This is a genomic window from Actinomadura macra NBRC 14102 (genome assembly GCF_001552215.1).
GTDB lineage: Bacteria > Actinomycetota > Actinomycetes > Streptosporangiales > Streptosporangiaceae > Spirillospora > Spirillospora macra.
Map to the genome: position 1 here is coordinate 596,186 of NZ_BCQT01000009.1, position 14,150 is coordinate 610,335.

Below are 14,150 nucleotides of genomic sequence, written 5' to 3' on the forward strand. Positions count from 1 at the left end.
GGTCGCCACGCAACGTTCACCGGCCCTCCATCTTCTGAGGGCCGGCCGTCCGCTCCTGCCCTCAGAAGGTGTTCAGAACGTGTAGGGCAGACGCTTGATCCCGTTGATGAAGCTGGACTCCAGCCGGTCGGCTTCGCCGGAGGCGCGGATGCCGGGGAGCCGGTCCAGCAGTTCGCGGAACATCACGGTGATCTCGCGCCTGGCCAGGTGAGCGCCAAGGCAGAAGTGCGGTCCGGGCCCGCCGAACCCCACGTGCGGGTTCGGGTCGCGCAGGATGTCGAATCGCTCCGGGGCGACGAAGACCGACTCGTCCCGGTTCGCCGACCAGTAGTAGAGGACGAGTTTGTCGCCCTCCTTGAACTCATGCCCGTTCAGGGTGGTCTCGCGGGTCGCGGTGCGGCGCATCCAGGTCACCGGCGACACGTACCGAACGATCTCCTCCACCGCTCCCGGGACGCGGGCCTCGAAGTCGGCGGTGAGCAGTTCCCGCTGGTCGGGGTGGCGGGTGAACAGGTCCAGGCCGTGCGCGATGGCGTTGCGCGTGGTCTCGTTTCCGGCCACCACCAGCAGGATGAAGAACGAGCCCAGCTCCTGGTCGGTGAGCGACTCGCCGTCGATGTTGGCGTTCACCAGCGCGGACGTCAGGTCGTCCACGGGCTCGGCGCGGCGCTTGCGGCCGAGTTCCTCCACCAGGCCCTTGAGCGTCTCGCCGGCCGACAGCAGCGACAGCGCGATCTGCTCCGGGTCGCCGGACGGCAGGAACTCGGCGTCGTTGCCGGCGAGGATGACGTTCGTGGCCTCGAAGACGGTCGTGTACCGGTCCTCGGTGATGCCCATCAGATCGCAGATGATCTTCAGGGGCAGCCGGGCGGCGACGTCCCGGACGAAGTCGCCCGAGCCCCGGCCCGCCGCCACGTCCCGGGCGATCTCGGCGGCGACCGCCTCGACCCGGTCCTCGAACCGGCGGATCATGCGGGGCGAGAACGCGCGCGACACGATCCGCCGTATCTTGGCGTGCCGGGGATCGTCCATACTGATCATCGAGCCGAAGTACTCGTGCAGGTCGCCCGGCATGTCGGGGATGCTGATGGCGCCCTTCCCCGAGCAGAAGTCCTGCGGCCTGCGGGACGCCTCGACGACGTCCGCGTGCCGGGTCAGCGCGTAGTACCCCGGGCCCTGCGGGACGATGACGACGTCCGGCTCCTCGAAGTGGACGAGGTCGGCGTGCCACCGCAGCGCCTTGAACGCCTCGTGCCGGTACTCGTGTGTGCGCCGCCAGAACTCCCAGTCCGTCAGGTTGATGTCCTCGACCTTGAGCACGTGCCCCCACCTCGCCGTCCGAACTCAATTCGGTTTACAAGCACCCTCTCAAAGTAAAACCGAACGCGGAAGGGACGCGCGGCCCCGACGCGCTGCCGGATCCGGGAGGCGCGGGAGACCTTCAGGACGGCGCATGTCCGTCATTGATTCCGTCGTCATCATGCTATGCGACCACGGAATCAGCTTCAATTGCGCGCCTCTATCCCGATATCCGAAGTATCCGATAAAGTCGGCCGCCGCGCGGGCGCTCAGGTCCTGATCAGGTCGGCGGCCCGTTCGCCGATCATGATGGCGGGAGCGTTGGTGTGCCCCCGCGTGATCTGCGGCAGGACCGAGACGTCCGCGACGCGCAGGCCGTCGATCCCGCGCACCCTCAGGGACGGATCCACGACCGATCCGGCGTCGGCGCCCATCCGGCAGGTGCCGGTCGGATGGTAGAGGGTCTCGGAGTGTCCGCGGATGTAGCGGGCCAGCGCCTCGTCGTCCTCGGCGCTCTCGTAGGGCTCCATGCAGTCACCCACGTACGCCTTGAGAGGTTCGGTGGCGAGGAGTTCCTCCGCGTACCGAACCCCGAACATCAGGCGGTTCAGATCGTCCTCGTGCGTGAGGTAGCCGGGGTCGATCGCCGGCGGGTCGGCGGGATCGGCGGAGGCGAGCGTGATCCGTCCGGCGGACCCCGGCCGCAGCAGGACGACACCGACCGTCACGCCGTGCTCGGTCGGCGGGGTGAGCCCGTGCGCGACGAACGGCGCAGGCGCGAAGATCAACTCAATGTCGGGGGCGGTCAGCGCCGGATCCGTCCTGGTGAAGATGACCGCCTCGCCCAGGTTCGAGGTGAACGGGCCGCGTCGCAGGACCAGGTAGCGGATGATGTTCGGCAGCGACTCCGCGCCGGTGAGCGTGACCTTTCTCGGGCAGCGCCGGATGACGGCGACCGACAGGTGGTCCTGTAAGTGGCGGCCCACCTCGGGAAGGTCCAGGACGGGCTCGACGCCCGCCTCCCGCAGGTGGTCCGGATCACCGATGCCGGAGAGCATCAGCAGGTGCGGCGACCCCACCGCACCCGCCGACAGCACCACCTCGCGGCGGGCCGTGACACGCTCGCCGCCGTAGTCCACCCCCACCGCCCGCCCGTCCTCGACCAGGACGCGGGACACGTGCGCTCCGGTCACGACGGCCAGGTTCGGCCGCCTGCCCGCGGGATGCAGGTAGGCGTCCGCGCTGCTCCACCGCCGGCCCCGCTTCTGACTCACCGGCGACTGCGCATAGCCCTCGTTGGACGGGCCGTTCAGCTCGGGCAGCCGCGTCAGACCGCGTGCCGCGCAGGCGGCCAGGAACGCGCGGGTCGTCTGGTTCGGGCTGCGCTGCTCGGAGATCGTGACCGGGCCGGACGTCCCGTACACGCCGCCCTCGTTGCGGCCCACGCGCCCTTCGAGGCGCCTGAAATACGGCTCCACGTCGTCGTAGGCCCAGCCGGGCACGTCCCAGCCGTCGTAGTCGTCGCGGTGCCCGCGCGTCCACATCATGGCGTTCAGCGAGGACGAGCCGCCGAGGACCTTGCCGCGCGGCCAGTAGAGCTCGCGCCCGCCCAGTTCCGGCTGCTTGACGGTGGTGTAGTCCCAGTCGCATTCGGTCTTGAAGAGCTTGGAGAACGCCGCCGGGACACGGATCTCGCTCTTGTCGTCCGGGCCGCCCGCCTCCAGCAGGGCGACCCGGACCGATGCGTCCTCCGACAGCCGAGCGGCCAGCGCGCACCCTGCGGACCCGGCCCCGACGATCACGTAGTCGTACTCCATGGAGGCTCCTGACGCCTGAGGGCCGCCGGCGCGGACCCGCCATTTCGGAAATATCACCGCCGCGGCATTGCGTCTATGACGGATCACCCTGAATGTGACGTAGGTCATATTCAGGGATGCGAACCGTGACAACTGGCAGAGCATCCCTTTTCACACACTGTGTTGCGAAAGGAAGCCAACATGCTCCGCCGGGTGATCGTCTGCAGTATGGCGGGCACGGCCGCCGCCCTGTCCCTCACCGGTTGCCTGGGCGACAAGAAGGAGGCGACGCCCCCGGCCCCGACCCCTCCGGCCAGCGCCGCACCCGCCGGCACGGCACCGGCCGGCACCACACCCGACCAGACGACGCCACCGACGACCGGCGGGAACGCGCCCGCCGGCTGGACGACGATCGGCGGCCCCGAGAACGGTGTCCGCATGTCCGTCCCGGCCGGCTGGATGGAGATCGACCTGACCAGCGGCGAAGCCGAGCAGGGCCTGAAGCGCCTGGGCCTCCAGGGCGCGAACGAGGATCTCCTCCGGCAGAGCTTCGCCATGCTGGAGCAGCAGAAGGCCGTGTACGCCGTCGAGACCGGGTCGGCGCAGCGCGGCTACGCCACCAACGTCAACGCCCTCTGCACCCCGTCGCCCGCCTCGTCCGTCGAGGCCCTGGAGATGGGGACCCGGCAGGGCATGAGCCAGCTCGGCGCCCAGGATGTGCAGATCACCCGGGCCACCATCGCCGGACGGCCCGGAATCCGCACCACGTACTCGCTCCGCTCCGGCGCCGGCGTCCTCACCGGGCGGCAGGTCCAGGTCGTGGACGGCGGCCGCGCCTGCTCGCTGACCGTCACCGCCAAGGACGGTGAGATGCCCGGCGAGGCCGACCAGATCACGAACACCCTCGAACTGCTCTGAGGCGGGGATGACAGACGGCGAGCCGGCCAGGATGCCGGCCGGCTCGTCGTCTGTCCGTAAGGGAGAAAAGCTCTGTCCTCGCGGAGCGGCACCCTGCCCTGGGGCGAGGAATGCCTGTCGGTGCGGGAACGATGCCCGGGTCACACGCCCCAGTCAGGACGCAGCGGCATGTGGCTGCCGCCCTTGTCATCCAGCTTGACGCCCAGCGTCTGGTGCAGCTGGATCCAGTTCTGGTTGAAGCCGAGCACGCAGCCCGCCATGTAGACGCGCCATACGCGGGCGGTGCCCTCGCCCACCTCGGCGACCGCCTCCTCCCAGTGGTCGTCGAGGTTGTCGCACCAGCCGGTAAGCGTCCGCGCGTAGTGCTCGCGCAGGTTCTCCTGGTGACGGATCTCGAAGCCCGCGTCGTTCATCTGCATCTGGACGTAGCCGGGGCCCTCCAGTTCACCGTCCGGGAACACGTACCGGTTGATGAACCCGCTCTGCTTCATGGCCGGGGCCAGGTTGTCCGGGCGGGTGATGGTGTGGTTCAGCATCCGCCCGCCTTCCTTCAGCCTGCCGTGCAGGAACGCGAAATACGACGGCAGGTTCTTCTTGCCGATGTGCTCGGTCAGACCGATCGAGCTCACCGCGTCGAACCCCGTCTCGGTCACGTCCCGGTAGTCCAGGTGCCGGACCTCCGCCATGTCGGACAGGCCGCGGTCTGCGATGGCCTTCTGCGCCCACTCCGCCTGCTGCTTGGACAGCGTCACCCCGAGCGCCCGCACGCCGTACTCCTTGGCGGCGTGCATCACCATGCCGCCCCAGCCGCAGCCCACGTCCAGCAGCCGCATCCCCGGCTTCAGGCCGATCTTCTTGGCCACCAGGTCGTGCTTGTGGAACTGCGCCTGCTCCAGTGTCGCGTCCTCGGACGGGTAACAGGCGCAGGTGTAGGCCATGGACGGGCCGAGCACCCACTCGTAGAAGGTGTTGGACACGTCGTAGTGGTGCGAGATCGCCTTCGCGTCGCGCCGTTTCGAGTGCCGGAGCCACGCCGGGATGCGGCTGAAGGGAGCCTCCTGCGGCGGCGGGGCCAACCGGCGGGACATCGCGGCACGCAGCATCGGGTCGCCCATGACCGCGCGGATGATCCCCGCCTTGTCGCGGGGCGTCACGTCCCCCAGCACCTGCTGCATCGTCGTCAGCGCGGTGACCATGTCCCCACTGACGTCGATCATGCCGCTGACGTAGGCGCGGGCCAGCCCCAGCGCCCCCGGTGAGTGCACCAGGTACGACACCGCGTACGGCGAGCGGACGTCGAACCGGATGTCGGCGCCGGGCACTCCCGCCCGGGATCCGTCGTACGCCGTGAACTCCACTGGCGCCTCAGCCCCGGCGAGCTGCTCGAAGACCCTGGCCAGCGTCATCTTGATCCCTCCTGTCTCTCCGCCCCGGGCGGACGGTGACGGTTGGCCACCAACCCCTTCCGGGCCTCCCCCGATCGGCGGACGCCTGGTCAGCGTCCGCGCACGCACTTGTCGTAGAGGTCCAGCAGCCGCCCCCCGGGATCGTAGGCCCCCTTGAGCCGCCGGTAGGTCTCCCCGTCGTAATACCGCCAGAACTCGTCTCGGCTGTAAAAAGCAGTCGAGTAGAGGGATTTGTGCCCGTCAAGGGCCGCGACCTTACGTTCGATGAGCCGGTTGTGGTACTCGGGGATCTGCCCCGGAGGCAACCGGACCGTCCCCCAGAAACCGGCGTTCACGTACGGACGGCCCACCTCGAGCGGGTACAGCGGCCACCGCTCCTTCGCCCGCAGCGGGCACAGCCAGATGGGGCTCATGCCGACCTTGTCGTGGAAGAACTCCAGGAACTCCGCCAGCCGCTCGACCGGCACCTCGATGTCCTGGATGACGTCCTCGCGTGGGCGTAGGCCGCGCCAGCGCTCCGCGCGCGCGACGACGTGGTACCGCCGGTCGTAGGCCACGAGCTTGCGGTACACGTCCGAACGCTTGTACTTGTCGGGCCACAGCCGCCGGACGGTCGGGTTCTGCACGCCGAACGCGCCAGAGCACCAGAACCAGTCGGTGTCCCAGCGCCAGATGTAGTCGCGGATCGTCAGGAAGTCGACCGACCGCTCTTTGATCGACTTGTAGTAGATCTTCTGGCCGGTGTAGTCGGAGGTGTACGGCGCCTCGTCGGCGAAGAAGCCGAGCGTGATGTACTGCTCGTCCTTGCCAAAGACCGTCCCGTCCAGGAAGTCGACGTCCTCGCCGTCGTATCGCCCGGATTCGGTGATCTCCCCCATCACCCGTGCCAGCTCGACCGCGTCCTGGAACCGAAGGTGCCGCAACCGCACGTACGGACGCACCTGCCTGAGCTCGATCTTCAGCCGCAGGCTGTACCCCAGCGTCCCGTAGGAGTTGGGGAAGCCGTAGAACAGGTCGGCGTGCTCGTTGTCGCGCGTCGCGGTGACGATCTGGCCGTCACCGGTCAGCACCTCCATCTCCAGCACCGACTCGTGAGGCAGCCCGTCCCGGAAGGACGTCGACTCGATGCCGAGCCCGGTCACCGCGCCGCCCAGCGTGATCGTCTTCAACTGCGGGACGACCGTCGGCATCAGTCCGTGCGGCAACGTGGCGTCCACCAGCGCCTCGTACGTCGTCATGCCCTGGACCTGCGCGGTCCGCTCCTCGGCGGCGACGCTCAGCACCCTGTCGAAGCCGGACACGTCCAGCCCGGGCGCTTCCGAGGGGTCGCGCCACCGGAACAGGTTCGAGGTCCGTTTCGCCAGCCGTACGGGCGTCCCCGTCGGGATCGCGTCGTAGGACCTCCTGAGCGCCTCCACCGCCCGCTGGTGATCGCCCTTGACCGCAAGCTCCGTCATCTACCCCTCCCGGACACAGTTAATCGATCATCCCATGTACGGTCCATGTAACTCGGACGTTAGGGTCATCACAGGTCGAGAGGGGAATAAAGCCTTAACTGACTGGTTCATCTCCGGGCAGCCCCTTCGGTGGCGGACGGTGCCGCGAGAGGGCGGCCACGTCAACCTTTCCCCGAAGGCATACGGCGACAAACCCGTTCGCCGCGCCGGCGGTCAGGGGCGAATCGTTACTTCACCAGCCGGAGAATCCAGGGGTAGCGGAACGTTTGGCCCGTCAGTGCGAACACCGCGGCGATCGCCGACAGAATCCACGCCAGACCGTACAGGATGCCTCCGACACCGAACGTCACGATGGTGATCATCAGCAGCGTGACCTGGAAGTTCACCGCCTCCTTCGCCTGCCGCCGCACATACTCCGACCGCTTCCCACTGACCAGCATCAGCACCAGCGGCCCGACGAACAACGTCGGCACCGCGACGGCATGCGCGGCCGCCGCGAGCATCCGGTCCTCCCCCGTCGGCTGCTCCGCCGAGGCCTGCGCCAGCATGGCCTGGTCCTGCACGGGCACGAGGTCCCGCGTCACCGTTTCCAGATCGTGCCGTGTCTTGGCCGTCATCGCCAGTTGCACACGCATGTCGAACTCGTCGTGGTCGATCCGTCCCTCGGCGTACGCGTCCTGAAGCCGCTGGATGACCGGCTCTCGCTCGGCGTCCGAGACCCGCAGATCCCCCACCGCGTAGCTGCTGTCCATGCCCCTCATGGTGCGCGCCGCCCCCGTTCCGGGCCATCGGGGATGACCCTGGCCTTCCCCCGAGATGCCGGGTCCGCCTCAGGGTTCGCGCTGGACGTACTTCCCGCCGGGCGTCAGCTTCCCGCCGAACAGCTCGGTGACCGTGACGAAGGTGTACCCCTTGGCCGCCAGCCGATCGATGATCCGCGGTACGGCCGCCACCGTCGTCGCGTGGATGTCGTGCATCAGCACCACGTCCCCCGGCCGGACGGATGCCATCACCCGCCGCTCGACCGCCTTGGTGTCGCGGTCCTCCCAGTCGAGCGGATCGACCGCCCACAGCACCTGTGCCATGCCCATCCGCCGCGCGAGCGCTGTCAGGCGCTTGCCCGTCGACCCGTACGGCGGCCGCAACAGCACCGGTGTCATGCCCGACGCCTGCTGGATGGCGTCCTGCGTCCGGGTCACCTCCTCCACGGCCTTCGCCTCCGGAGCGCGTCCCAGATCGGCGTGCGTGTAGCTGTGGTTGGCGATCTCGTGCCCCGCCGCGTACTCCCGCCGCACCATCTCCGGATCTTTGACCACGTTCTGCCCGACGAGGAAGAACGTCGCCCTCACCCGGTGTTCGGCCAGGATCTCCAGCAACCGGCCCGTACTCCCCATCGGCCCGTCGTCGAACGTCAGGGCCACACACCTCGCCCGCGCGCAAAGATCCCTTTGCCTGGTGACCACCGCCTTGCGGGCCGGACTCACCCCTGCGGGCCCGACCACCCCGGGAGCACCGACCCCCTGAAGAACCCGCTGCCCCCACGACACCCTCCCGTCCGCCGGAGCGGTGGCGCCCTTCACGATCTTCGTCACCACCGGGACCGCGGGCCGGCCCGTCACCTGGGCCGGCCGCACCCGCCCGGCCCCGCCGGAGAAGCCGCTCAGCGCCCCGCACACCGTCACCGCGAGCACGCCGCCGACCACCCGCCGAACAAGGCCCGGCCCGTCCATCAACACCCCCGCTGCTGATCCCCCGACCGGCAAGTCTAGGGCTCAGGCCCTTTCCCACAGGGGATCCCCCCGCTGTGTCGGGAACCCGCCGACGGCGAACGATCGTTATCGTCGTACACCGAAGCAGGCCCGGAACGGCTCCGGGCACCACCAGACGACGGGGACAAGCGATGAGGTTCCGGGACCGATTCGGGATCCGCAAGAACCGCGGGTCGACGGTGACGAAGCTCGACCGGGAGGCGACCGACTCCGACATCGAGGCGCTGATCGCCTTCGCCCGTGCCCGCCGCGGCGTGGAGTTCTACGTCGAACCCGAGACCTTCGCCACCGACACCACCGCGGTGGCGGTGGCCCATGACGGTGAGTGGACCCGCCGCCGCGTCGGCTCCCCCAAGGTCATCGGCAAGGTGGCCCGCGACCTCGGCCTGCCCGTCTACGACGTCCAGATCGTCGGCTACCCCCCGCGGATGCGCGCTTGGAACGACCGCAACCGCGACCGCCGGATCGACCCCGGCACCCCCGGCCAGGCGGTAGCACCCTGACCTGGGGCCCCCTCGCGAGCCGAGGCACAGACCCGTCCACCGGACGTCCGGCATCGGCCGCACGTCATCCGTCCGCGGTGTCCTCGGCTTCCCAGCGCAGTAGGTCGCCCGGTTAGCACTTGAGCACCTCGCAGAGCGCGACGAGGGTCGTGGAGCGCACGACCTTGGCACGACCGTTCGTGAGTACCGCCGGGACCGATGTCACGATCCGCCCGGACAGGACCTGGACTAGCTCGCTTGGCGGTGTTGTCTCTCCTGGTAGGCATCGGCTAATTGGTCAGGCGTCATGCGCATGCGGGCCTTGGTGGGTGGGATGCCGGCGGCCATGACCTCGCGGAGAATGACGGCCATGGAATAGGCAGGATCAACCTCCAAAGCCCGTTCCAAGGCGATGTTGGCGAGGCCACCGTCTCCGGCGGCGTAGGCAGCGAAGGCCAGAAGGGACGCGGGGGCGGCTGCATAGGGTTCCTCGATGCGGCGGAGGATGTCGCGCCAGAACGCGATATCGGCTGTGGGGGACTCTTCGTCGATGCGAACCCATGCCTCGTCGCGGACACGGAGTTCGGTGAGGAGGAAGCCCAGCCAGGCGACTTCGTCGTCGGTCGGGTGGCTTCCCGTACGGGCCGCGGACAGCAGGCGGGGAAGGACGGTCAGGCCCTCCTCCACCGTGCGAGACCGGTACTGGAACGAGGTCGTGCCATCGCGTGCCCAGGCGAGGAAACGTCTCTCTGCACGACGCGTGGCCTCGCGCATCGACCGGCGGGCGAGGCCCTCCAGCGGACGGATGGAGTCGGTGAGTTCGGAGCGGTCGGCGAGGGCGACGTGACCGGCGAAGATGGCTTCGGCCGCAAGGACGCTGCCGCTGATGTCGTACGGGGTGCCCTCGGGTGGGCAGCAGGCGTCTGCGCAGGTGAGCGACCACCAGCGGTGGTCCGCGACTCGGATCGCCTCGGCGACCTCGATGCCCGCGACTGCCAGGGCCGCGCGCATGGCGTCGGTGGATTCCGTGACCTCGTCCGGTGTGCCGTAGGCCAGAAGGAGCGCGCGGCGGAAACCGTTGCCCGCGAGCAGGGCCGACACGCGTGCGCTGTGGGACGACGGTAAGTCGACGCGAACCGCGCACGTGCCGTCCGGGCCGTCGAAACCGATCACGACGAGGCTGCGGGACGGGTGGAACCCCAGCAGGTAGGGGACGGTAGCGATGGCGTCCAGGGCCGAGCGGATGACCAGTGGCTTCATGCCTTTCACCCTGGCAGTGCACGGAGGCGGACGACACCGAAAGCTCATCCTGTGGATAACTCAGCCGTCGAGGACCTGCTGGGGCAGGCGACCACGGGGGTTCGGTGGACCAGGGGAAGCTGGTCCGCAGAACAGCCCGCCGCTGGCGATCGACAGATCAGGTCAGGACGGTGGCCGCTGTCAGCGATCTCCTGTGCCGGGGCCCGGCCCGCGGCGCCGAACAACTCCCAGGTCAGGACTTCTCTTTCGGCAGACACGCTCCCATCTTGTCCGCCCCGAGCAGGCATCGCTTTCGCGAGGGGCCGGCACGGATGTCCGCGCAGGACGGTAGCGTTGGCCGACGTGCCCGCCCCTGATCTGCTGACCGGCAGCGAGACCCAGATTCCGGACATGGCGACCCTGCTGTCCGCCGCAGTCGAGGCCATCGGAGGCGCGGAGCGCCCCGGCCAGGTGGATATGGCCCGGGCGGTGGAGAAGGCGATCGGGTCGGGTGAGCATGTCGCCGCGCAGGCGGGGACCGGCACCGGCAAGTCGCTGGCCTACCTCGTCCCAGCGATCCGGTACGCGGTCGAGAAGGAGACCACGGTGGTGGTGTCCACGGCGACGATCGCGTTGCAGCGCCAGCTCGTCGACCGTGATCTGCCGCGGCTGGCCGACGCGCTCGGCGCGATGCTCGGCACCGAGTTGAAGTTCGCGATCCTCAAGGGCCGGCGCAACTACCTGTGCTTGCACCGGGTGCAGACCGGCGTGCCGGAGGAGGACGAGCCCGGTCAGAGCCTGTTCGACCCTCAGCAGATCTCCCTACTGGGACGTCAGGTCAAGCGGCTGAACGAGTGGGCCGAGGAGACCAGAACGGGCGACCGTGACGAGCTCGTCCCCGGGGTGGGCGAGCAGGCGTGGCGGCAGGTGGCCGTGACCGCCAAGGAGTGCCTGGGCGCGCAGCGCTGCCCGCAGGGCACCGAGTGCTTCGCCGAGCTGGCCCGCGCCGAGGCGGGCGAGGCGCACATCGTCGTCACCAACCACGCGTTGCTGGCGATCGACGCGCTGGAGGAGTTCCAGGTCCTGCCCGAGCACGACGTGGTGATCGTGGACGAGGCGCACGAACTGGTCGACCGGGTCACGTCCGTCGCGACGGGCGATCTGAGCGCCGCCGCGGTCGAGACGGCTGCCCGCCGGTGCGGGCGGCTCATCGAGGAAGCCACCGCGGACCGGCTCAAGGAGTCCGCGGAGGGCCTCGGGATCCTCCTGGAGGATCTGCCAGCCGGTCGTATGGACGTCCTGTCGCCCGCCCTGGGCCACACCCTCACCGTCGTGCGGGACGCGGCACACGCCTGCGTCTCAGCCTTCGGACCGGACAAGAAGGACAACGACCCGGGCGACATGGCCGCTCGCAAGGCCGCGCGTTCGTCCCTGGAAGACCTGCATGAGACCGCTGTCCGGCTACTGGAGGCGTTCCAGCCCGAGATCGCCGAACGCTTCGACGTCGTGTGGCTGGAGAAGCCGTTCGTCCAGGACGGGCGGCCCAGGCGCCCACCGGCGTTGCACGTCGCGCCGATCGGTGTCGGGGGCCTGCTGCGGACCACCCTGTTCGAGCGTCGCACCGCCGTCCTCACCTCGGCCACGCTCACACTCGGCGGGTCGTTCGAGCCGCTGGCCCGCCAGTGGGGGCTGCCGCCACTCGCCGAGAACACCTCCAAGGACGCCCGAACGGCCGCCGAGGGCCTCGCCCACACCGCGACAAAGGACGATAAGGACGCCACGGAGATCGTCTGGTCCGGACTCGATGTCGGCTCTCCGTTCGATCACCCGAAGTCCGGCATCCTGTATGTCGCCCGCCACCTACCCCAGCCAGGACGCGACGGGCTCGCCGACGCCTACCTCACCGAGATCACGGAGCTGATCGAGGCGGCGGGCGGCCGCACGCTCGGGCTGTTCTCCTCGATGCGGGCGGCCCGGCAGGCCGCCGACGAACTGAAGGACCATCTGTCCCATCCGCTGCTGTGCCAGGGCGAGGACTCCACGTCCCAGTTGGTCAAGCAGTTCGCCGAGGACGAGCGAACCTGCCTGTTCGGCACCCTGTCGCTCTGGCAGGGCGTGGACGTGCCCGGTCCGTCGCTCCAGCTCGTCATCATGGACCGCATCCCGTTCCCCCGCCCGGACGACCCGGTCTCCTCGGCCCGCTCCCGCGCGGTCGCCGCCCGCGGCGGCAACGGCTTCATGGCGGTCGCGGCAACGCACGCCGCGCTGCTCCTCGCGCAGGGCGCCGGCCGCCTCCTGCGGTCGATGGAAGACCGCGGCGTCGTCGCCGTCCTCGACCCGCGACTGGCCACCGCCCGCTACGGGAGCTTCCTCAAAGGCTCCCTACCGCCGTTCTGGGCCACCACGGACCCGGACATCGTGCGCGGCGCCCTCCGCCGCCTCGACCAGGCCGCCACCAGCGACTAGATGGCCGGCACGTTCAGGCACGTCGGGTCGCGAGGAATTCGCCTATGCGGCTGACCGCGTCCTCCAGGTCGTCGGCGTACTGGAGGGTCACGACGCGGAAGTGGTCGGTGGCGGGCCAGTTGAAGCCGGTGCCCTGGACGATGAGGAGCTTCTGCTGCTCCAGGAGGTCGAGGGCGAAGCGCATGTCGTCCTCGATCGGGTACATCTCGGGGTCCAGACGGGGGAAGACGTACAGGGCGCCATCGGGCTTGACGCAGCTGACGCCGGGCAGGTCGTTCAGCAGTTTCCAGGCGCGGTCGCGCTGCTCGCCGAGTCGGCCCGTCGGCAGGACGAGGTCCTCGATGCTCTGGTAGCCGCCCAGGGCGGCCTGGATCGCGTGCTGGCCCGGGACGTTCGGGCACAGCCGCATGTTTGCCAGTATGTCCAGACCCTCGATGTAGGACTCGGCGTGTTCCTTCGGGCCGGACAGCACCACCCAGCCCGAGCGGAACCCGGCCACGCGATAGTTCTTGGAGAGACCTCCGAAGGTGAGACACAGCAGATCCGGCGCGAGGGACGCGATCGGGACGTGCTCGGCGTCGCCGTAAAGGATGCGGTCGTAGATCTCGTCGGCGAAGACGATGAGGTTGCGGCGGCGGGCGACCTCGACGACGCGGGTGAGGACCTCGCGGGAGTAGACGGCGCCGGTCGGGTTGTTCGGGTTGATGATCACGATGGCGCGGGTGCGATCGCCGATCTTGGACTCGATGTCGTCCAGGCTCGGCTCCCATCCGGCGTCCTCGTCGCACAGGTAGTGGACGGGCGTGCCGCCGCAGAGGGAGACCGCCGCCGTCCAGAGCGGGTAGTCGGGAGCGGGGATGAGGACCTCGTCGCCGTCGTTGAGCAGCGCCTGAAGCGTCATGACGATCAGCTCGGACACGCCGTTGCCGAGGTAGACGTCCTCGACGTCCACGCCGGACACGCCGTGCTCTTCGAAGCGCTGCACGACCGCCCGGCGGGCGGGCAGGATCCCCTTGGAGTCACTGTAGCCGTGCGCGTCCGGCAGGTTGCGGATCATGTCCTGGAGGAGTTCGGGCGGAGCCTCGAAACCGAACGGGGCCGGGTTGCCGATGTGCAGCTTGAGGATCTTGTTCCCCTCGGCCTCCAACTGCTTGGCGCGCTTGAGCACCGGCCCGCGGATGTCGTAACAGACGTTGGTCAGCTTGCCCGACTGGTTGACCTGCATGGACATACCATATCCACGGCCCTGCGGTATTTATCGCAATCCCGGCCCGAGGTGCTCCCCTGGCTGCTCACCCCGTCACCGTGCTGGGCGAGC

11 protein-coding genes are annotated in these 14,150 nt (G+C 69.2%); 3 read left to right on the plus strand and 8 right to left on the minus strand.

From position 1 onward, the window contains the following. Positions 1-72: 72 nt before the first annotated feature. Both AMA02S_RS16525 and AMA02S_RS16530 read right to left on the minus strand, forming a co-directional pair. Positions 73-1,320, minus strand: a complete 1,248-nt coding sequence (locus tag AMA02S_RS16525) for a cytochrome P450 (RefSeq protein ID WP_067458799.1) — start codon at positions 1,318-1,320, stop codon at positions 73-75. A gap of 248 nt (positions 1,321-1,568) precedes the next feature. After that, positions 1,569-3,116: a GMC family oxidoreductase gene (locus tag AMA02S_RS16530; RefSeq protein WP_067458802.1), complete on the minus strand. Its 1,548-nt coding sequence runs from the start codon at positions 3,114-3,116 to the stop codon at positions 1,569-1,571. 180 nt (positions 3,117-3,296) lie between these two features. On the opposite strand from AMA02S_RS16530, the gene AMA02S_RS16535 reads away from it, so the two are divergent. Beyond that, complete coding sequence (locus tag AMA02S_RS16535; protein ID WP_067458805.1) at positions 3,297-4,013, plus strand: hypothetical protein; 717 nt, start codon at positions 3,297-3,299, stop codon at positions 4,011-4,013. A gap of 140 nt (positions 4,014-4,153) precedes the next feature. Here AMA02S_RS16535 and AMA02S_RS16540 read toward each other — a convergent pair whose 3' ends face one another. The 4 genes from AMA02S_RS16540 to AMA02S_RS16555 form a co-directional block, all read right to left on the minus strand. Next, complete coding sequence (locus tag AMA02S_RS16540) at positions 4,154-5,419, minus strand: class I SAM-dependent methyltransferase (RefSeq protein ID WP_067458808.1); 1,266 nt, start codon at positions 5,417-5,419, stop codon at positions 4,154-4,156. An 89-nt stretch (positions 5,420-5,508) separates the two neighbouring features. Then, entirely contained in the window at positions 5,509-6,876 is a 1,368-nt protein-coding gene (locus tag AMA02S_RS16545) for an FAD-binding oxidoreductase (protein WP_067458811.1), read from the minus strand. A gap of 227 nt (positions 6,877-7,103) precedes the next feature. Beyond that, on the minus strand, positions 7,104-7,628 hold the full coding sequence (locus tag AMA02S_RS16550) for a DUF1707 and DUF4870 domain-containing protein (protein WP_067458814.1): 525 nt from the start codon (positions 7,626-7,628) through the stop codon (positions 7,104-7,106). 78 nt (positions 7,629-7,706) lie between these two features. Beyond that, positions 7,707-8,606: a polysaccharide deacetylase family protein gene (locus AMA02S_RS16555; RefSeq protein ID WP_084265200.1), complete on the minus strand. Its 900-nt coding sequence runs from the start codon at positions 8,604-8,606 to the stop codon at positions 7,707-7,709. Positions 8,607-8,776: 170 nt separating this feature from the next. Here AMA02S_RS16555 and AMA02S_RS16560 point away from each other — a divergent pair, with 170 nt between their 5' ends. Then, positions 8,777-9,148, plus strand: a complete 372-nt coding sequence (locus tag AMA02S_RS16560; RefSeq protein ID WP_067458816.1) for a hypothetical protein — start codon at positions 8,777-8,779, stop codon at positions 9,146-9,148. Positions 9,149-9,376: 228 nt separating this feature from the next. Here AMA02S_RS16560 and AMA02S_RS16565 read toward each other — a convergent pair whose 3' ends face one another. Next, positions 9,377-10,387: a DUF4192 domain-containing protein gene (locus AMA02S_RS16565; RefSeq protein ID WP_067458819.1), complete on the minus strand. Its 1,011-nt coding sequence runs from the start codon at positions 10,385-10,387 to the stop codon at positions 9,377-9,379. 390 nt (positions 10,388-10,777) lie between these two features. On the opposite strand from AMA02S_RS16565, the gene AMA02S_RS16570 reads away from it, so the two are divergent. Next, positions 10,778-12,832, plus strand: a complete 2,055-nt coding sequence (locus tag AMA02S_RS16570; RefSeq protein ID WP_174550969.1) for an ATP-dependent DNA helicase — start codon at positions 10,778-10,780, stop codon at positions 12,830-12,832. 13 nt (positions 12,833-12,845) lie between these two features. Here the strand turns inward: AMA02S_RS16570 and AMA02S_RS16575 are convergent, their stop codons facing one another. After that, positions 12,846-14,057 (minus strand): pyridoxal phosphate-dependent aminotransferase, encoded by a 1,212-nt coding sequence (locus AMA02S_RS16575; protein WP_067459172.1) that lies wholly within the window; start codon positions 14,055-14,057, stop codon positions 12,846-12,848. Between the last annotated feature and the right edge of the window lie 93 nt (positions 14,058-14,150).

Coding starts and splice junctions, on each gene's coding strand:
- AMA02S_RS16570 (WP_174550969.1), top strand. CDS start 10,778: ATGGCGACCCTGCTGTCCGCCGCAGTCGAGGCCATCGGAGGCGCGGAG.
- AMA02S_RS16560 (WP_067458816.1), top strand. CDS start 8,777: ATGAGGTTCCGGGACCGATTCGGGATCCGCAAGAACCGCGGGTCGACG.
- AMA02S_RS16555 (WP_084265200.1), bottom strand. CDS start 8,606: ATGGACGGGCCGGGCCTTGTTCGGCGGGTGGTCGGCGGCGTGCTCGCG.
- AMA02S_RS16530 (WP_067458802.1), bottom strand. CDS start 3,116: ATGGAGTACGACTACGTGATCGTCGGGGCCGGGTCCGCAGGGTGCGCG.
- AMA02S_RS16565 (WP_067458819.1), bottom strand. CDS start 10,387: ATGAAGCCACTGGTCATCCGCTCGGCCCTGGACGCCATCGCTACCGTC.
- AMA02S_RS16575 (WP_067459172.1), bottom strand. CDS start 14,057: ATGCAGGTCAACCAGTCGGGCAAGCTGACCAACGTCTGTTACGACATC.
- AMA02S_RS16550 (WP_067458814.1), bottom strand. CDS start 7,628: ATGGACAGCAGCTACGCGGTGGGGGATCTGCGGGTCTCGGACGCCGAG.
- AMA02S_RS16540 (WP_067458808.1), bottom strand. CDS start 5,419: ATGACGCTGGCCAGGGTCTTCGAGCAGCTCGCCGGGGCTGAGGCGCCA.
- AMA02S_RS16545 (WP_067458811.1), bottom strand. CDS start 6,876: ATGACGGAGCTTGCGGTCAAGGGCGATCACCAGCGGGCGGTGGAGGCG.
- AMA02S_RS16535 (WP_067458805.1), top strand. CDS start 3,297: ATGCTCCGCCGGGTGATCGTCTGCAGTATGGCGGGCACGGCCGCCGCC.